The 18718-nt window shown below is 55.7% G+C and carries 13 protein-coding genes and 8 pseudogenes; 17 read left to right on the forward strand and 4 right to left on the reverse strand.

All coding sequences use genetic code 11. The features are described 5' to 3' along the window. The 3 genes and pseudogenes from JCM13996_RS11165 to JCM13996_RS09795 form a co-directional block, all read left to right on the forward strand. A partial coding sequence (locus tag JCM13996_RS11165; protein WP_054750992.1) for a hypothetical protein occupies positions 1-351 on the forward strand: 351 nt, incomplete at its 5' end. Positions 352-381: 30 nt separating this feature from the next. Further along, positions 382-855: an SsrA-binding protein SmpB gene (smpB, locus tag JCM13996_RS09790; RefSeq protein WP_054750993.1), complete on the forward strand. Its 474-nt coding sequence runs from the start codon at positions 382-384 to the stop codon at positions 853-855. A gap of 370 nt (positions 856-1225) precedes the next feature. After that, a pseudogene (locus tag JCM13996_RS09795) lies at positions 1226-2090 on the forward strand (GRP family sugar transporter). A gap of 87 nt (positions 2091-2177) precedes the next feature. On the opposite strand, the pseudogene JCM13996_RS09800 reads toward JCM13996_RS09795, so the two are convergent. Both JCM13996_RS09800 and pfkB read right to left on the reverse strand, forming a co-directional pair. Continuing rightward, positions 2178-4131 (reverse strand): annotated as a pseudogene (locus tag JCM13996_RS09800) (fructose-specific PTS transporter subunit EIIC). Between the two features lie 17 nt (positions 4132-4148). Next, positions 4149-5083, reverse strand: a pseudogene (gene pfkB / locus JCM13996_RS09805) (1-phosphofructokinase). A 111-nt stretch (positions 5084-5194) separates the two neighbouring features. On the opposite strand from pfkB, the gene JCM13996_RS09810 reads away from it, so the two are divergent. The 10 genes and pseudogenes from JCM13996_RS09810 (at position 5195) to JCM13996_RS09855 (ending at position 13768) form a co-directional block, all read left to right on the forward strand. Then, positions 5195-5956, forward strand: a complete 762-nt coding sequence (locus JCM13996_RS09810) for a MurR/RpiR family transcriptional regulator (RefSeq protein ID WP_054750994.1) — start codon at positions 5195-5197, stop codon at positions 5954-5956. A 71-nt stretch (positions 5957-6027) separates the two neighbouring features. After that, complete coding sequence (locus tag JCM13996_RS09815; protein WP_054750995.1) at positions 6028-6513, forward strand: YbaK/EbsC family protein; 486 nt, start codon at positions 6028-6030, stop codon at positions 6511-6513. A 7-nt stretch (positions 6514-6520) separates the two neighbouring features. Then, on the forward strand, positions 6521-7132 hold the full coding sequence (locus tag JCM13996_RS09820; RefSeq protein ID WP_054750996.1) for a GNAT family N-acetyltransferase: 612 nt from the start codon (positions 6521-6523) through the stop codon (positions 7130-7132). A gap of 65 nt (positions 7133-7197) precedes the next feature. Then, positions 7198-8084, forward strand: a pseudogene (locus tag JCM13996_RS09825) (Cof-type HAD-IIB family hydrolase). 30 nt (positions 8085-8114) lie between these two features. Beyond that, a complete protein-coding gene (locus JCM13996_RS09830; protein WP_054750997.1) occupies positions 8115-8618 on the forward strand; it encodes a hypothetical protein in 504 nt (167 codons plus the stop codon). 97 nt (positions 8619-8715) lie between these two features. Then, the gene (locus JCM13996_RS09835) at positions 8716-9408 is read left to right on the forward strand and encodes a uracil-DNA glycosylase (RefSeq protein ID WP_054750998.1); all 693 of its coding nucleotides are present in this window, start codon (positions 8716-8718) and stop codon (positions 9406-9408) included. Positions 9409-9472: 64 nt separating this feature from the next. Continuing rightward, positions 9473-10455 (forward strand): annotated as a pseudogene (pta, locus tag JCM13996_RS09840) (phosphate acetyltransferase). Next, positions 10448-10921: a tRNA (adenosine(37)-N6)-threonylcarbamoyltransferase complex ATPase subunit type 1 TsaE gene (gene tsaE / locus JCM13996_RS09845; RefSeq protein WP_054750999.1), complete on the forward strand. Its 474-nt coding sequence runs from the start codon at positions 10448-10450 to the stop codon at positions 10919-10921. Before pta ends, tsaE begins: the two are co-directional and overlap by 8 nt. Positions 10922-10971: 50 nt before the next feature. After that, positions 10972-11801, forward strand: a pseudogene (locus JCM13996_RS09850) (aldo/keto reductase). 62 nt (positions 11802-11863) lie between these two features. Continuing rightward, positions 11864-13768 carry a M13-type metalloendopeptidase gene (locus tag JCM13996_RS09855; protein WP_054751000.1) on the forward strand — a complete coding sequence of 635 codons (1905 nt, stop codon included), beginning with the start codon at positions 11864-11866 and terminating at the stop codon, positions 13766-13768. A 63-nt stretch (positions 13769-13831) separates the two neighbouring features. Here the strand turns inward: JCM13996_RS09855 and JCM13996_RS09860 are convergent, their stop codons facing one another. Together JCM13996_RS09860 and JCM13996_RS09865 are read right to left on the reverse strand one after the other, a co-directional pair. Further along, complete coding sequence (locus JCM13996_RS09860) at positions 13832-14365, reverse strand: 3'-5' exonuclease (protein WP_054751001.1); 534 nt, start codon at positions 14363-14365, stop codon at positions 13832-13834. 2 nt (positions 14366-14367) lie between these two features. Then, positions 14368-15074, reverse strand: a pseudogene (locus tag JCM13996_RS09865) (exodeoxyribonuclease III); the annotation flags it as partial. A 528-nt stretch (positions 15075-15602) separates the two neighbouring features. On the opposite strand from JCM13996_RS09865, the pseudogene murB reads away from it, so the two are divergent. The 4 genes and pseudogenes from murB (at position 15603) to JCM13996_RS09875 (ending at position 18708) form a co-directional block, all read left to right on the forward strand. Continuing rightward, positions 15603-16540: pseudogene (gene murB, locus JCM13996_RS09870) on the forward strand (UDP-N-acetylmuramate dehydrogenase). A gap of 25 nt (positions 16541-16565) precedes the next feature. Beyond that, a complete protein-coding gene (locus JCM13996_RS12100) occupies positions 16566-16880 on the forward strand; it encodes a hypothetical protein (RefSeq protein WP_225353582.1) in 315 nt (104 codons plus the stop codon). Further along, positions 16853-17038, forward strand: a complete 186-nt coding sequence (locus JCM13996_RS12595; protein ID WP_439646483.1) for a cation:proton antiporter domain-containing protein — start codon at positions 16853-16855, stop codon at positions 17036-17038. The genes JCM13996_RS12100 and JCM13996_RS12595 overlap by 28 nt, the downstream gene beginning before the upstream one ends. Positions 17039-17055: 17 nt before the next feature. Further along, a complete protein-coding gene (locus JCM13996_RS09875) occupies positions 17056-18708 on the forward strand; it encodes a cation:proton antiporter (RefSeq protein ID WP_263848914.1) in 1653 nt (550 codons plus the stop codon). The last annotated feature ends 10 nt before the right edge of the window (positions 18709-18718 follow it).

Below are 18718 nucleotides of genomic sequence, written 5' to 3' on the forward strand. Positions count from 1 at the left end.
ATGACTGATGATTATTACCAGTTTGTGGAACAGCAGATGGCTCTGGTTGGTGCGGGTTCACACCGGATGTATCGGATCGGTCAGCCTGTGCGGGTACGGTTGGAAAACGTTGACGTGGAGCAGCACAACGTCGACTTTGTCATCGTTGACCCGGACCAGGCACCAGCCGCTAACTTTGATACCAGCGACATCAAGAAGCCCCAGCCGCGGTCGAATAACAGCCATGGTGGTAAGCCCAGCTTTGGTGGCCGGAACCATCAGGGTAACGGGCGCGGTGGTAACCGGCACCCGCGTGGGGGCCAAAAGCACGGCAAGCAGCCGTTTAACCAGATTCACATGAAGCGTAAGTAGTACGTACGTTGCCAGAAGGGAGGCGTCAACATGGCTAAAAAGCATCGGCAGAAGCCGGCAAACTTGCTGGCGCAAAACAAGAAGGCACGGCATGATTACAACATCGGCGATACCTACGAGGCCGGCCTGGCGTTGACCGGGACCGAAATCAAATCGGTGCGGGCTGGCAAGATGAACCTGAAGGACGGGTTTGCGCGCATTCGCAACGGTGAGGCGTGGCTAGAAAATGTCCACATTAGTCCCTACAAGGAGGGGAATGTGTTCAATGTCGACCCGTTGCGCAACCGTAAGCTGTTATTGCACAAACAGGAGATTCGGCGGCTCGATGAAGCCACCGCGGGCAAGGGTTTAACCATTGTTCCGCTACGGGTGTACTTGAAGCACGGTTATGCTAAGGTGCTGTTAGGCATTGCTTCCGGGAAGCATAACTACGACAAACGGGAAACGCTCAAGCGGCGTGACCAGGACCGAGAGATTGCACGGGCCATTAAGGAACGGTACTAAATACTACGTTTGATGGTGGCCAACAGCAGGCATTTGGTTGCGGTTGACTGACAAATAATCCCGCCATGACTGGGCGATGAATTGTATTCATTCATCGGCTAATCATGGCGGGATATTTTGTTGGTTGAACTAAAATAATGGGGTGACATTACATATAAAATAACGTTACCGTTACATGCTAAGCAAAAAAAAGAATTGATTGGTCCGCACCTTTTGCGTAGAATGGTATAGTTAACTGCTTACAAAGCACCTAATATATCGTTGGTAAACAAATTCATAATGTGACACCACGGCCAGCAAGCCGACCCAGTGTGTACATTGACGTTACTGTTAATGGCAAAGTGATTACAGAAAGGATGACAAAGTTCAAATGAATATCCTCATCGCATTGATCCCGGCAATTGGCTGGGGCATCCAGCCCATGATTATTAGCAAGATGGGTGGTCGTGAGACCAACCAAATTCTCGGTACCGGGCTCGGTGCATTACTCGTCGGCGCAATTACCCTCATCATGACGCGCATGGTGACCGGGGCGGCCTTCTGGCTGAGCCTCGTGTCCGGTGCTTTCTGGGTGATTGGCCAAACTGGTCAGTACATCAGCTTTGGGCGCATTGGGGTGTCCAAAACGATGCCACTGTCGACTGGTTTCCAACTGGTGGGGACCTCGTTAATTGGGGTGCTGATGTTCGGTGAATGGCAGGGCAGCCTCGCCCGCGTGTTGGGCTTTGCCGCCATTGCCTTGATCATCATTGGCGTGCTGTTGACGACCGTTGGAGAAAAGTCTGATGGCCATACCCACAGCATCTGGGGCCCAGCCCTGACGACGCTGTTGCCTACGTCCATTGGTTACTGGGTGTACAGTGCCTTACCGAAGATTCCGTTGTTGGCTGATAAGAGTGGGATGAGTTACTTCTTCCCGCAGATGCTCGGCATCTTCTTGGGTGCGTCCGTGTACGCACTGGTGGTGTCCAAAGGTAAAGCGTTCAGTGAAGCCACCACTTGGAAGAACGGTCTGGTTGGCATCGTGTTCAGCATTTCGGCTTTGGCCTACATTTTTTTCCGCCAAGGCCAACGGTGTGGCCACTGCATACGTGATCACACAGCTGAACGTGGTTATCTCCACGCTGGGTGGCATGTTCATTCTGCACGAAGCACGCCGCGGCCGGGCCATGACGTACACGTTGCTGGGGCTGCTACTGGTAGTCGTAGGGAGTGTCGTGACGGCGTTCCTGTAAGGCCTGTTAGTTGAGCAATTCAAAGGGCGTCACACTGAGGTGTGGCGCCCTTTCTGTACCGTTAAATTGAACACAAACGGCTATGCATTATTCTTTGAACAACGTGAGGATCTGCATTGGCGTGTGGGCGGCCTTCAATTGCTTGATGAAGGTCTGGTGCGTCAACAGCTTTGCGGTGTTGCTCAGGTAGTGCAGGTGCGCACCGTTATCGTGCTCCGGAATTAGGAAACTAATCAACGTGTCGACTGGCTGGTTATCGAATGTTTGCCATTTGACTGGCTGTTGTAGCCGCACGACCAACATGGCGGAGTGCTTGATGGATGCGTCTTGGGCGTGCGGGATCGCGATACCTTGTTCCATCCCGGTCGAGCTTTCGCCTTCACGGTGTAGGTACTTTTGGTAGACCGCTTCTGCGTCCGTGGCGATGCCGTTTTTAACGGCCAACTCCGCCAACTGGTGCAAGGCATCATCCCGCGAGGTCGCGGTGGCATCTAGGACAATGTTATCGTCGGTTAAAATGTCACCTAGGTTAGCATCATCATTACTGGTAGTGGTGCCTTGGTTCGAAGCGGCAGTAGCGTCTGGTGCAATCGCGGCGACCGCTTCATCCCCGGTCAAACCGGCTAACGAGACGGACGACTGGGTGACGCCGTGCTTGCGGGCGGAGTGTCCAGCAATCAGGCTAGTAGGACGCCGGAGGCGCGGCACCAATTAGAATGTACACGACCCAAAGAATTGGGTGGTTAACCAGCGGCAAAATGATGAAGCCACCGTGTGGTGCTGGGACCTTGATTTTGCTCATGTAGGTGAGAATCGAAGCAATGGCCGACCCAATCATGAAGCTAGGAATGTTTAGTAGCGGGTTCTTGGCGGCAAAGGGGATGGCCCCTTCGGTAATGTGGGTTGAACCCAGCAGGAAGTTAACGTAACCCGCACTCCGGTCGTCCTTAGTGTAAGCTTTGGGGTTGAGCAATACGGCAATCCCAGTAGCGATTGGTGGAGCGATACATGCGGCCGAAACCCCAGCCATGAACAGACTGTTGCCTTGAGCGAGTAGGGCAGTCCCGGTTAAGTAAGCCGCCTTGTTAATGGGACCACCAAAGTCAGAAGCACACATAATACCAACAATCAGACCCAGAATAATGGGATCAGAGTTTTGCATGCCCTTCAGGAAACTCATCATCCCGGTGTTAATGCCGGCCATTGGTTTAGTAATGACCCACATGATGACCCCGGCAATGAACACGCCCAGTACTGGGTAAAGGAAAATCGCCTTGAGGCCGCGGAACTCCTTGTCAGGTAGGGGCTTCAGCAGGTGTTGCAGCAGAATGATGACACCCCCGGCAACGTAGCCACCGACGATCCCGCCAAGGAAACCAGTCCCACCAGTGAAGGCAATCATGCCGACCGCAAAGCCAACAATCAGACCGCTACGCTTAGCAATCGCTTCAGCAATGTAGGCACACAGTACGGGGACCATCAGGTTCATCGTCGTGCCACCAATCGAATTGAGCATGGCGGCAAAAGCGTTGAACTGGTCACTCTTGGGGTCAGCAGAATAGATGCCCCAGAAAAACGAGATGGCGGTGAGCACACCACCAGCCACAACGACTGGTAGCATGTGCGAAACCCCGTTCATCAGACTGGTGTAGATCAGGTGCCACAGGCCACCACCCTGCTCGTTGTCACTAGCAGCGGCTTTGGCAGTGGTATTGGCTTTATAGATGGGTGCATCTTTGGCCAGCGCCTCATCAAACAATTTACCCGGATCACGAATGCCAGCAGCAACTGGCACCATGATCAGGGGCAAACCGGCGAACCGGTCCGCGTCTACATCGATGTCTGACGCCACAATGACGGCCCGGGCGTTGTCAATTTCCTCTTGGGTCAGCGGGTCATCCACGCCGGTTTGTCCGTGGGTTTCCACTTTAATAGTCAGACCCCGGCGCTTGGCTTCCTGTTCCAACGCCTCCTGGGCCATGTAGGTATGCGCAATCCCAGTTGCGCAACCAGTCGCAGCAATTAAATCGTACTTTGCCATAATGTTTGCCTCCTCCATTAATACTGCGAATGCTTCACTTCTGTCACGTTGATTTGCGCCGCCAATTCCGGAACGTGCTGGAAGTCGGTGATCCAAGCACTGCGGGCGGTGTCACTGCCGGCAGCCAGTGCCATTTGTAGGTTGGCCGCTGGTGCCTTGCCGGTGACCATGCCGGCAACAAAGGTGCCCAGCATGGTGTCCCCAGAACCAGCTGAATTGAGAACGGTGATGGTCGGAGCCGTACCCGTAAAGACACGGTCGCCGACGAGGATGGCACCCGCGCCCCCACGAGAGATGAGGACGTTCTGGGCACCACGTCGACGGAGCTCCTGGCCTAGCTCAATCAGGTGGTCGGCGTCGATGTCGGCCGGTTGATCAAACCAACTGGCTAGTTCGACGTTGTTAGGTTTGACCAGTAACGGGTGGTATTGCAGGGCGTCGAGCACTTCCGGGTATGATGTATCGATCACGAACTGGAAGTGCTGGCTGGCGGCTTGCTGACCGATGGTACCGATGAAGTTAGCGGGGATGCCTTGCGCAAAGCTTCCCGAAATAATCAACGTATCGTCCCGCCCCAGTTGTTCCAGCTTAGTCAGCAGCTGTTGTCGGGCTGTGGGGGTGACCTGCGGGCCCGGATTAACGAGCTTGTATTCGCGGGGCCCGTCCTGAACGTGTGCGAACACGTTGATGCGGGTAATGCCGCCACCGTCGACAAAGTCGTTGGTGATCCCGGCCGCTGAAAGCTGTTGCTGAATGTAGCTAGGGTGAAGCCACCACCGATCCCTAACGCCTGGTTCGGTACGTGCAGGCGTTGTAGAATAAAAGAAACGTTGACACCCTTACCGTTGGCCTGGACGTCGTAACTATTGGTACGGTTGACCACGTCGGCGTCCAGCCGTGGTGTATCAATAAATAAATCAATTGCTGGATTCAAAGTGAGTGTATAAAGCATGCGTTGTCCTCCTCGTCTACAAGAAGAGCATAACGCAGCGATGCCTGAAAATGTTTTCTAATTAGTTTGGCCGATGACGTCAAAATTGAAAAAGTTTACGGGAGGCCCCAAGTGAGTAAATTTAGTGCTAGTGAGCAGTACGTGGTGGATCTGATCCACCGGCAGCGGGATCATATTATGGGCATGTCCATCGTGGAGTTTGCGGAGTTTGCGAACGTGTCCACAGCCACGATTGTGCGCACGATGAAGAAACTGGGTTATTCCGGGTACACCGATTTTCGGCATTCTGTCAGTCGCCAACATGAGGTGGAGCCGGCGGTGTTGCGGGAAGCGGATAGTAATATTCGGCAGGTCATCACCGCCAATCTACGCGAGGTACAGCAGACTATCAACCAACTAGACATCGCCACGATTGAAGATAGCGTGCAGCAATTTGCCGGTGCGCAGATGCTGTACATTTTTGCCCGTGGGTTGTCGGAAATGATTGCCGACGAAATGGCGTTAAAGTTTCAGTTGGCGGGGAAGTACACGCAAACCCTGCACGATCCCAACATCATCATGACGTTAGCCGAGCGCGTGCCCACCACGGCGTGCGCCATCTTTATTTCGCTGAATGGGGAGACTCCAGAGCTGGTGACGGCCGCCCGTAAATTACGGGCGCACGGCGTACCCATCGTTACCATCACCACCAACGCGGACGCCTCGCTGGCCCAGTACACCGATATTTTGTTGACCGGATATAAGTCGGCTGAATCCTACTTTCCTGATTATGAGGTGCACTCACGATTACCCGTCCAGGTGATCAGCCGTATCTTGCTGGACGCCTACGTGGTTCGGGTGCAGGAACAACACGACCAGGGTCACGGAGAGTAAAGTCCGACTTTGGCCCGTTGACCCTGTTGCCGGGTTGGTCGACAATGGAAGGCAAAGGTGGAATGAGGCAGATGGCTTTACCAAAGCAATATCTTCAACGGTTAGATAGTTTGCGGATTCACTATGAGGTGGTCGGGTCGGCGGCGGCGTCACCAACTCCCACTGGAACCAAAGTAATGGTTGTTAGTAACGAGTGCTTGGCGGTGCAGGGCCAACCCGTCCTGGTGCTACAAGCTGCACGCTACCAGGTAGACAGGCACAAGTTAGCCACGATTTACGGGGTGGACGCTGATAGTATTCAGCCAGCTACTCCCACACAATTGACAGCAGTCGGCGCGACGTCGGGCCACGTTAGTGCGTTGACGTTACCCGAGGACACGCACGTGCCGGTGGTATTGAGTCGCCAGTTAGTGGGGCGGGCTGCCCTTGCTTTTGACTTGGGCGCTGCCGACCAGCTGGTGGTCATCAGTTCAGCAGACTTACTGCGGTTCTTACGGAATTTGGGGGTTGCGCCGCGCATTACTAGCGTTGAAGGTGTAGCCGTACAGGAGGATTAATATTAATATGCAAATTCGACCAGCAACACCTGCCGATGGCGTGCAGGCGGCACCGCTGATCAAAGTAGTGTTTGACGAAATGGAAATTCCTACCATCATGGCGATGACGGATGCGGCGGTGAATGCCGTCTTTGCGGATGCCTTTCGGGTCGGTGCGTACCGCTACAGTTATGCTCACAGTTTGGTGGCGGTCACAGGTGACGAGCTCGTGGGTATCTGCGTGGGTTATCCGGCGGCAGCCGAAGCGCACATTGACGACGCCTTTGCCCCGTTTCTACCGCGCGTCGGCATCACTGATGGTCGGGACCTCTTTCCTGACCGCGAAAGTTTTCCCGGGGAGTGGTACTTAGACCTATTAGCGGTAAAAAGTAACGCGCGGGGGTGCGGCGTGGGTACGCAGTTGTTACGCGCCGCCAAGCAGCAGCGCCAGCAACACGGCGACCAGCGGATCGGGTTGCTGTGCGACTTGGTGAATCCGCGCGCCGCGGCGTTATATGCACGAGAAGGTTTCACGGAGGATGGTCGGGTGCGGTTGTTCGACCACGAGTACCGGCACATGCGCCAAGACTTACGGTCAGCTACCGTCACGGTGGCTAGAACCGGGCAATCCGGGCGCTAGCGCTGTTCCGGTAACCGCATTCATGCTAAAATGAACGTAAATGCGCGAATGAAGGGGACGCTTAAATGATTAAAATTATCGCTTCCGACATGGACGGCACCTTGTTGAACAACAAAATGCAGGTTTCCGACGCGAACGCCGCGGCCATCCGGGCGGCACAAGCGCACGGCATTGAGTTCATGGTGGCGACGGGTCGCGGCCTCACCGAAGCCAAACCGTTACTACAGGAGCAACAACTGCGGACAGCGTACATTACGCTGAACGGTGCGCAGGTGTTTGATGAGGACGGCCGGTTGGTGGTATCAGTGCCACTGGCTGACGACATGACGGAACTGGCCATGAAGACGCTGGATGACCGGAATTTGTACTACGAACTGGTCACCGACCACGGCATTTTTTCCAACAGCCGCGTCCGGCGGATTCAGAACGTGGCTGATTTGCTGGTCAATCTCAACCCCGATACGGATTACAAAATGGCGGTGGCGTTGGCCTCAGCCCGGTTGGAAATTATGAACATCAATTACGTCACGGATTATGGTGAAATCGTTGGGGATGAAAACGTCCACGTGATGAAGATCATCGCCTTCAACACGGCCGACCCGGTGGCGTTGAGTGAACCGAAGAAGTTGTTGCTGGCTACGGGGAAATTAATGGTCACTAGCAGCTCGCGCAACAACATCGAAATCAATAACATTAAATCCCAAAAGGGGCTCGCGGTAGCGCCTATGCGGCGAAACGTGGCCTAACTATGGACAACGTCATGGCTATCGGTGACAACTTTAACGACGAGTCGATGATTCGTGACGCCAAGTACGGTGTGGCAATGGGGAACGCCGTACAACCCATCAAGGAGTTGGCGTGGTTTGAAACTGAGTCGAACGTGCATGACGGCGTGGCCAAAGCAATTTATCGGGCCATTGAGTTGAACGACCAGGAAGTAGCAACTAAGTAGTGATATGTTCGTGTGAGGAGGCGATTATGCGTGGACTTGTATTTTGAAACTGCACCGTTACAATCTGGGCGGATTGCAAGCGTACGTGACGTAGACAACCACACGTTGTTGGGCGTGCGGCGTAGTTTCGGCACGGCCATTGGTTTTCGGGCGTTTTCGTTTCCCGAACATGAAGTGATCGGTACGATCAGTGCGGACGAAGAACAGGCAGCCCGCTTTGAATTACGGGTGGGCGAGGAAAGTAACACCTTAGTACGGGTCGCGCGCGGTGGTGGCCACCCGCTGTACTTGTTGCGGCATGGTGGGTGGCTCATCGCTGGCACCGAAAAGAGTGACTCTTACCGCGGCTTTCAGGGGTTTAGCTTCGTCTTTGGCATGGCACCCGTGATGACTAGTGGCGGGCGCACCCTGCGTGTCCAGGTGGATAAAGAAGCCGACAGCGTCACGGCGGTGTTAGTGGCTGCAGCGTTGGACCGCGTTCGGGTCGTGACGAATGCACAAAAAAAAGCCGCCACTACAGTACTCGTTTGGTAGTGCCTAGTCCTTAATGGGCGGCCAAAAACGATCACTAGTGGCGCACCAGGGCAGTGAGGCCACTATTTTATGATGGTGAGCGGAAGGATGGTGTCTTGTGACCAAAACAATTATTCACAATGACTGGCAAGAAGTGTTAGCACCCGTCTTTGCTGGCCCTACATATGCCCGGTTGCACCAGTTTTTGCGGAGCGAATACAGCAACCAGACCATTTACCCAGACATGTACCATATTTTTCAGGCGTTTGAATGGACGCCGTTTAGTCAGACCCGCGTAGTTATTTTGGATCAGGACCCGTACCATGAGGAGCATCAGGCCGTCGGGGCCAGCTTTGCCGTGGCTCCGGGCGTGCAGATTCCGCCGTCGCTGGTGAACATTTACCAGGAGTTGCAGGATGACTTGGGGATCCCGCCAGTGAACCACGGTTACTTGCGGGCCTGGGCTGAACAGGGGGTACTGCTACTCAATGCGGTGCTGACGGTGCGGGCCCACCGCGCCAATTCCCATCGTGGTAAGGGGTGGGAAGAATTAACCGACGCCGCCATCAAGGCGTTATCTGCTCGCGGCGGGGTGGTATTCATTCTCTGGGGCCGGTCCGCGCAAAATAAACGGCCCCTGATTGATGAAAGCAAAAACGTGGTGATTGCGTCTGCCCACCCGAGTCCACTCTCGGCCTACCGCGGTTTCTTTGGTAGCAAGCCGTTTTCACGCACGAACGCAGCCCTGGAACGCATGGGCGAGCAACCCATTGATTGGCGGTTGCCCGAACACGTGGAACGGACGGACTAGGGCGGTTGGTTTTGTACACCAGCCTTGTTAAAATGAAGTATCGCAAACAATAGGGGGTATCATCGTGGACTTATTCGCAACTTTGGAACAGAACGTCAAGGGTAAAGGCGTCACCATCGTCTTTCCTGAGGGCACTGAACCACGGATTCTGGGCGCCGTGGCTAAGTTACAGTCGCGCGGGGTGATCAACGCCGTGCTGCTGGGTGACCCGGCGGCCATTCAGCAGGTAGCTGCCGCGCATGATTTTGACATTACCGGCGTAACGATCCGCAACCCAGAAACCGATCCCGACCTAGACCAATTAGCCGCCGCTTTCTTGGCACGCCGCCATGGTAAGGCCACGCCAGAGCAGGCAGCGAGTGCCGTCCGCGACGCCACGTACTTTGGCACCATGCTGGTGTACACCGGTGCAGTCGACGGCCTGGTCTCCGGTGCCGTCCACTCCACGGCCAACACCGTGCGGCCAGCGCTGCAGATCATTAAGACCAAGCCGGGTGTTTCGCGTACGAGTGGTGCGTTCATCATGCAGCGTGGGGATGAGCGCTACCTGTTTGCGGACACGGCGATTAACATTGACCCATCCGCCGACGAGCTGGCCGAAATTGCGGTGGAGTCTGCCGCCACGGCCAAGGCGTTTGGTATTGACCCAAAGTGGCCATGTTATCCTTCTCCACGAAGGGTTCTGCGGCTGGAGACATGGTGACGAAGGTGCAGGAGGCCACGCGCAAGGCGCAGGCCCTCGCGCCAGACGTACCCATCGATGGTGAGCTCCAATTTGACGCGGCCTTTGTGCCGAGTGTTGGGGCCCAGAAAGCACCAGACTCAAAGGTGGCTGGGCACGCAACCGTCTTTGTCTTCCCTGAACTGCAGTCGGGGAACATCGGCTACAAGATTGCGCAACGGCTTGGCGGCTTTCAGGCGGTGGGTCCGATTCTCCAGGGCCTCAACCAGCCAGTGTCCGACCTGTCCCGTGGGGCGTCTACGGACGACGTTTACCAGACCGCGCTCGTGACGGCCACCCAGGTATTGGCCAGCCGTCATGACTAAAACGTGGACGTTTGATAACGAGCAGGCGTTGCGGGCGTTTGCCGGTCACATCGCGCCGCTACTGCAGGCGGGCGACGTGTTGTTGCTCGACGGCGACTTGGGCGCGGGTAAAACCAGCTTTACTAAGGGGCTCGGTAAAGCACTTGGCATCACGCAGCCAATTAAAAGCCCGACGTTTACCATCATTCACGAGTATCCGGAGGGACGCATTCCGCTCTACCACATGGATCTTTACCGGCTCGAAGGTGGTGGCGCCGAGGACCTCGGGCTTGAGGAATACTTTGATGGTGATGGTGTGAGCGTCGTCGAGTGGCCAGACTTTTTGGGTGCCAGTGCGCCATACGAGTACGTCACGTTGCACTTTCACAAAGATGAACAAGACGACAACCGCCGCACCATCACCGCTGAAGGTGAAGGTGACCGCGGACAAGTGTTGCTAGCAGCCATTAACGGACTGTCTGCATAAGTAACAAGGAAAATGTGACGGTTGAGGCCGTTACGGAAAGGGGTTTGCACATGGAATATTACCGGTTACGGGATGGATTACAGTTGCCCAAAGTCGGCTTTGGTACTTACAAGCTGAACGGTACTAACGGGGTACGGGCTATTGAGAGTGCCATCAACCAAGGTTACCGTTTGATCGACACGGCTTATAACTATGAAAACGAGGGGACGGTCGGGGCCGCCATTCGCGGCGCCGGCGTACCACGTTCGGAACTGCTCGTGACTTCTAAGCTACCAGGGCGTTATTACCACCGGGCGGCGGCGATTGATGCACTCAAGGAGAGCTTGTACCGCGCGGGTCTAGACTATTTCGACCTGTACTTACTTCACTGGCCTAACCCCCGCAAGGACCTGTACGTTGAGGCCTGGCAGGCACTGATCGATGCCCAGCAGTTCGGTTGGTGCGGTCCATCGGGGTCTGCAACTTCCTACCCGACTACCTGGACCGTCTAGACCGTGAAACCGGCGTGCTGCCGGTGGTCAACCAAATTGAGTTGCATCCGCACTTCAACCAGGCTGATCAGCGTGCTTACGATGAAGCGCACGGCATTTTGACGGAGGACTGGAGTCCATTGGGCCGGGCTAGTGACGTGCTCCAAAACCCAGCAATCAAAGCGGTGGCGGCAGCGCACAACAAGGGCGTGGGCCAGGTCATCTTGCGCTGGGCCGTGCAGCTAGGGACGCTACCAATTCCGAAGTCCCAGCACGCCAGCCGGCAACGGGAAAACCTTGATATTTTTGACTTTAATCTGAGCGATGACGAAATGGCAACGATCAACGCTCTGAGCACCCCTGACGGGCGGTTGAAGAATCAGGATCCAAGTAAATACGAAGAGTTCTAATGAAAACTTGGTGGCTGCTGTGAAAACGGTGACCACCGTTTTCATTAGGAGGAGGAAAATAGATGACGGTAAGACCAGCAGACGATTTATACATGGCGGTTAACGGTGCTTGGCAGGCCCAGACCGTGATTCCACCGGACAAAGCCCAGATTGGTGCCGATAGCGATTTGGGTGATGAGATTCGCGCCAAGCTGGTGCGGGACCTGCGCGCTATTAATGCGGGCACCATCGCCACAGCAGATCAGTCCCTATTAGCGGCGGCGCGGCTATTCGTGTTGGCGGATGACCGTGAGGCCCGGAATCGGCTTGGTGTGGCGCCGATCCGAACGCGGGTGGATTATTTAATGAGCCTGCAAGATGTTGGTGCGTGGCGGGCCGCGTTACCCACGTTGTGGCGGGAACAGTACCCGTTGCCACTGAGCACTTTTGTGATGGCCGATTTTCACGACGCTACGGTCAACATGCTCAATGTTAGTGGTCCCGACCCCATTTTGCCGGATGCTGCTATGTATCAGGAGACCAATGCCGATAATGATGCGATGTTCGCCGCGTGGAGTCAGATGGCGCGCACCCTGCTGGCGGCGGTCGGCATTACTGGGCGTACTGCAGACCGTTACGTGGACGACGCCCTGAACTTTGATCGGCGGGCCGCAGCGTTGCTACCCACTAACGAAGAGTTCGCCGTTGATACTAATTGGGATCACCCACTATCTTGGCAGGACTTTGCCGAGGTCACCGCCGACACTACGTTGGCCACCGCGTTGGCTACGGTGCTGCCCAACCAGCCGGTGCGCATCAATACGCCGACACCACGGTACGTGGCCGCGTTGGACCGACTGGTGACGGCGGACAATTACGGCCAGTGGCAACACATGGCGGTGATTCAGGAACTGATCGATCACAGCCGGTATTTGAGTGATGAGCTCCGGCAGGCTGCAGGGGCCTACCAGCGCTATTTGTCTGGCCAACCCCAACCGACGGAGTGGCACAAACACGCCTTTGCCGTGGCTAATGAATACCTCGCCGAACCAATCGGCATTTACTATGGGCGGACTTACTTCGGTGCTGCGGCGAAACGGGATATCACTGGGCTGGTGCGTGAGTTGATCGCGCAGTATGAGGTGCAGTTGCAAAATAACACGTGGCTGAGTCCATCCACCCGTGATCAAGCGATCGCCAAGCTCAAAACCATGCGCATCAAAATGGGGTACCCGGACCACGCAGCGCCGGTGTATCAACACCTGCATGTGGATCCGGATGCTGATTTGTTGGGCGCAATGGTCCGGCTAGAACGCGAGGAAACGGCGTACCGGTGGTCCACGGTGGGTCAGCCGGTCGACCGCAGCGAGTGGCAAATGCCTGGGCACCTGGTGAACGCTTGTTACGACCCGTCGATGAACGACATCACGTTTCCGGCCGGAATTTTGCAGCCGCCATTTTACGCCCTATACTGGAGTCGGGCCGCTAAACTCGGTGGCACGGGGGCCACGATTGGGCACGAAATTTCGCACTCGTTTGACAATAATGGGGCCATGTTTGATGAGCATGGGACCATGAACAACTGGTGGCAAGAAGCGGACAAAGTCGCGTTTGACCATATCGTGGACGCCGTTGCGCAACAGTTTGACGGGCGCCATTACGAAGGGGTGCCCGTTAACGGTCGCCTCACGGTCAGTGAGAACATGGCCGATAATGCGGGAATGGATGTTGCGCTAGCCGTGCTCGGTCCCGATGCCAGCGTGGCGGCACTACGGGAATTCTTTACGGCGTATGCCCGGTCCTGGGCTACCAAGATGCGGCCAGAGCGCGCTAAAACCGTGTTGCGGCAAGATGTACATGCGCCCGCAACGCTGCGCGTCAACGTGCCAGTGATGAACTTCAGCGAGTGGTACCGTGCGTATGGCGCTCAACCTGGTGATGGGGAATACCTGCCGCCAGCGCAACGCGTCGTGATTTGGGACCGTTAGGACAGCAAAAACCCGGTGCTTTGTGTTTATTCACAAAGCACCGGGTTTTTTTTGAACGCATAATTAAGCTAGTTTAATAAAATTATTCAGGGCCTGACTGCCAAACTGCGCTTTTTCGGACATCAAGATGCGCGCACAGGCGTAAGAATCCGCGAGGGCGTTGTGGTGGTTGTTCAGCGTGATGCCCAACGCGTCACTCACGGTGTCGAGCTTGTGGTTCGCTAGTGACGGCAAGAAGCTCCGCGAGGTCGCCACGGTATCGATGTATTGGTATTGAGGGGTGGGGAGACCGTAGCGTTCCAGTGATTTACGCAAGACGCTGACGTCAAACTGGGCGTTATGCGCGGCGACTAGTTGCGTGCGCGTAAATAGCGGGGCAATGTGGGGCCACAGTTCGGGAAAGGTGGGTGCATTGGCCACCATGTCCGGAGTAATGTGGTGGATACGGATGTTAAACGGCGAAAAGGGGGTCTCGGGGTTGATCAGGTTGTAGAACGAATCCACTACTTTGTCGTTACGCACCACCACGATGGCGACAGAGCAAGCGGAGGCCCGCTTGCCACTGGCGGTTTCGTAATCCATGGCGATAAAATTCACAATTATGCCTCCAGTAGGTTAGTGGTATCCAACTCCACGGGACAATGGTCAGAACCCATAATGTCGGTGTGGATCTGGGCGTCAGTCAGTTGCGGCTGCAGGTCATTACTGGTGACAAAGTAGTCGATACGCCAGCCGGCGTTGCGTTTGCGGGCGCCAAAGCGGTAGCTCCACCAGGAGTAGATGTCCTTTTGGTCAGGGTAAAAGTAACGGAAGGTGTCAGTAAAGCCTGCGTCTAGTTGTGCGGTAAAGTCCGTCCGTTCTTCGTCGGTGAAGCCGGCGTGATGGTGGTTGCTAGTGGGGTTCTTCAGGTCGATCGTCTGGTGCGCCACGTTGAGGTCACCGCAGTAAATCACTGGCTTATCGGCAGCCAGCTTGCTGGTGTACTCCCGGAAGGCCACGTCGAACCCCTGACGGAAGTCCAGCCGCTTCAGCTCACTGCCAGAGTTGGGGACGTACACGGTGATGACGTAGAAGGACGGGTAGGATAGGTGATCACCCGGCCCTCAGTGTCGTATTCCGGTACGCCAATGCCGTAAGTGACGGCGTCTGGTTCGTGTTTGGTCAAAATAGCGGTCCCGGAGTAACCTTTGCGTTCGGCGTAGTTGAAGTACTGGTGGTAACCAGGGAGGTCCAGTTCAGCCTGACCAGCCTGCATCTTGGTTTCCTGGAGGCAGAACCAGTCGGCATCGAGCGTCTGGATGACCTCGTAAAAGTTTTTCTTCAACACGGCCCGCAGACCATTAACGTTCCAAGAAATAAATTTCATTATGCACCCCTTCTTGTGTCCACTCAGCGCGGCAACAACGTTACCCTAATTTTAACGAACCTCACCGGTAGTGTCCACGCCAGTTCGTATCGTGGTGGTCTGTGTTTTTTTGGGCACGGGTAGTGGCGGCAAAAAAAATATACGTATCATCACCCACACTGGTATGGCGAACATAACGTTGCCTGGTTCCAAAACTCGGTCGTGGTTGTTCCGTATTGGCTATTGAATCGATAGGTAACGAGTGTGCTGCATCATGCCGGAAATGGGCTCTACTGGGCCAGTTGCAGGGGTGCGTCCGGGCAGCGGTCATCATGAGTGGTTCACCAAGGCGTAGGGGGCTAGCACACGCGCCAATATCCAGTGGTAATGGTGCCACCGCGGTGCTACACGCTGAGCGTCATCTATGTTAGAATTTCATCAGTATGGACACCCGCTCGCGCGCCCACGAACATTTTGGAAACGGACGTGATGATGGTGTCAGTAGCAACAAAAACAGTCGCCGGTTTGCCGGTGATGGTGGACGAACCTTTATCCAACTATACCTTTACCAAAACGGGTGGCCCAGCCGATCTGCTGGCCTTCCCCGAAACGGTGGCGCAAGTTCACGCCCTGGTGGATTACGCGCAAATCGAGCGCATACCCCTAACCGTAATTGGCAACGCCAGTAACCTCATCGTCCGTGATGGCGGCATCCGCGGCCTGACCATGATCCTGACGCATATGCATGATATTCAGGTGACGGCTAGTGGTGTCACTGCGGCTGCCGGCGCCCGTATTATTGATACGGCCGATGCGGCCGCATCCGCGGGCCTATCTGGCCTGGAATTTGCAGCCGGTATCCCCGGCTCCGTTGGTGGGGCGGTCTTTATGAATGCTGGAGCTACGGTGGTGAAGTCAAAGATTGTTTGGCCACCGTTGACGTGCTGACCCGTGATGGCCAGTTCAAGACGTACACTAACAGCCAAATGGACTTTGCTTACCGGCACTCATACGTGCAACAAACTGAAGATATTGTGTTAAGTGCTACTTTTGCCCTGACCCCGGGTGATGCCCAGGCCATTCGTGCACGGATGGACGAATTGAACGCGCGACGGGCGGCTAAACAGCCACTCGAATACCCGTCCTGTGGCAGTGTTTTCCGGCGGCCAACGGGACACTACGTTGGGCCGATGATTCAAAAAGCTGGGCTACAGGGCCACATTATTGGTGGGGCACAGATTTCGACCAAGCACGCGGGGTTCATCGTTAACATTGACCACGCTACCGCGACCGATTACGTGGACATGATCCACTACGTACAGGCGCACGTGGACCCAATGTTTAACGTGGACTTACAGCCTGAGGTCCGTATCATTGGGTCAGAACCGGCTCACCCTGAACACCACGCGGGGCGCGACCCAGAATAAACAGTTGGAGTGAGGAGGGACAACCATGGAGTTAATTGAAAGTATCATGGCAATGGTTGCCCTGGTCATCCTGGGTAGTGTCATCAACCGTTACCTGGTGGTGGTCCCTGTAGCTTTGATTCAGGCCGCTTTGGGTTTGATTGTGGCGCTGGCGTTTCGCATTCAGCTCCAGGTCAGCACGGATTGGTTCATGTTGCTGTTCATGGCCCCCCTGCTGTTTAACGATGGGCGACATTACCCTAAACGCCAATTGTGGTACCTCCGGGGCCCATTTTGGGTAACGCCGTCCTGTTGGTGTTGGCCTCAACCGTGGTGGGTGGGTACGTCTTGCACTGGGTAGCTCCGGGTATTCCCTTGGCGGCCACCTTTGCGTTAGCCGCAATTTTATCCCCAACGGACTTAATCGCCGTGCAGGGGTTGGCGGCGCGAATCCACCTACCGAAGAACGTTTTAAACTTGGTCGCCGGCGAAAGCATGATTAACGACGCCAGTGGCTGATCAGTTTTAAGTACGCGGTGGCGGCCGCGGTTTCGGGCGCGTTCGTTCTGCGGAACGCGGTACGCGACTTTGCCTACGTCACCGTCGTTGGGTTACTCGTGGGATTCATACTGATTACGTGCATTAATGCGTTACGGCGTTGGCTATTGAAGCAGGGTATCAACGACTACGCCCTGCACACCGCACTACAAATTTTAACTCCCTTTGTGGTTTACTTTGTTGCTGACGAGTTGTTGCACGCGTCGGGGGTCATCGCGGTCGTCATTGCAGGGTTACTGAGTAACGGCCAAACCAGTCTCCAAAGTTCGGTCCTACCGGAATTACGGTTGGTTTCGGAACGCACCTGGGACATCGTGGTGTACTTGCTGAACGGAATCATTTTTGTGCTGTTGGGAATGGAATTGCCCATGGCAATGGGGGCGACCATTCGCAGTGAACAGGCTAGCACCATCCAGGCGCTGCTCCTGGTCGGGTTGATGTACGTGCTGCTACTTGTGGTCCGGGTGGCCTGGCTGTACGGCAATTTGGTACTAACCGCCCGCCGCACCCATAACCCTAGCCAGCCCTGGCGGTGGCCCTCGGTGCAACAAGCGTTGGTTGCCGGTATTTCCGGTGTGCGTGGTGCTATTACCCTGATTGGGGTGTTGTCACTCCCAGCAACGGTGGCCAGCGGAGCGGGATTTCCGTCGCGGTCACTGATTCTCTTTGTCGCCGCCGGTGTGGTTATTTTGAGCTTGGTCATGGCGTCCGTTGCGCTCCCGCTGATTACGCGGGAACGGGTCGTGGTTCAGGGCCGTGGTGATTCCGCAGCCCTAGCCGCGTCCGATCAGAATGACGACGATGATGATGACGACGCCGTGGTTGCCGCCCAGTTGACGTACCCAGAGGCGCAAAGTTACACCCTCCAATCGGCCGTGCGGATGATCGAGTCCGAACGGCGGACGGACAACCAGAAACCCGCCTTGGACCTGTTAGCGGAATACCAAGACCGCATTCGGCGTCTGGCGTACATCAACGCCGACGCCCCCGATGACGCCATTCCGCCACTGTTAGCGGACGAGCTGAATTTGCGGCGCATCGGCTTAGTGGGCGAGCAACGGGCGCTCACGCAACTGTGGCGTGATGGTCGGATTTTGGCGGATACTTACCTAGCCACCCGCGAACGTATTCAACAGCGGGTCGAAGACATTGACCGGTCGTTGACCCACGCCGGGCGGCGCAGCCCGTCCGCGTGGTTGCGGCACCGGTGGCGACGCGTTAAACGGAGTATGGCGCATCTGCGGCTGGGCGACCGCCGAGCTGGTCATCACTACAATGAGCAGTTGCTGGTCGAGAAGGAGACGGCCAAAGGGGGTCTGAAACACCTGAGTGCCGTGATGCGCCAACAGCCGGCAGCGGCGGCGCAGTACGACCGGCAGATGGTGTACGCACAAGTGGTGCACTACCGCAACCGTATTGCCAGCGCAAAGGCGGCCGGGCAACAACGCAATACCGAATATGATGATGAATTACGGCGGCTACGACTGCTCGGCTTTGCGGCCGAACGGTCAGCCATTCGGCGCTTAATGGATAATGGTTACATCACGACGCGCATGGCGACCAAGCTGAGTGCGGACGTGAGTTACAGTGAAAACGCGGTGAACCTGGCCGACGCGAACGATGCGTCCTAACGCACGATCA

It is taken from the genome of Lacticaseibacillus thailandensis DSM 22698 = JCM 13996 (assembly GCF_001312865.1).
In the GTDB taxonomy this organism is placed as follows: Bacteria; Bacillota; Bacilli; order Lactobacillales; family Lactobacillaceae; genus Lacticaseibacillus; species Lacticaseibacillus thailandensis.

Excerpts from the sequence above, each read along its gene's own strand:
- tsaE (WP_054750999.1), top strand. The coding sequence starts at position 10,448 with ATGACTAAAACGTGGACGTTTGATAACGAGCAGGCGTTGCGGGCGTTT.
- JCM13996_RS09815 (WP_054750995.1), top strand. The coding sequence starts at position 6,028 with ATGGCTTTACCAAAGCAATATCTTCAACGGTTAGATAGTTTGCGGATT.
- smpB (WP_054750993.1), top strand. The coding sequence starts at position 382 with ATGGCTAAAAAGCATCGGCAGAAGCCGGCAAACTTGCTGGCGCAAAAC.
- JCM13996_RS12100 (WP_225353582.1), top strand. The coding sequence starts at position 16,566 with ATGGAGTTAATTGAAAGTATCATGGCAATGGTTGCCCTGGTCATCCTG.
- JCM13996_RS09855 (WP_054751000.1), top strand. The coding sequence starts at position 11,864 with ATGACGGTAAGACCAGCAGACGATTTATACATGGCGGTTAACGGTGCT.
- JCM13996_RS09820 (WP_054750996.1), top strand. The coding sequence starts at position 6,521 with ATGCAAATTCGACCAGCAACACCTGCCGATGGCGTGCAGGCGGCACCG.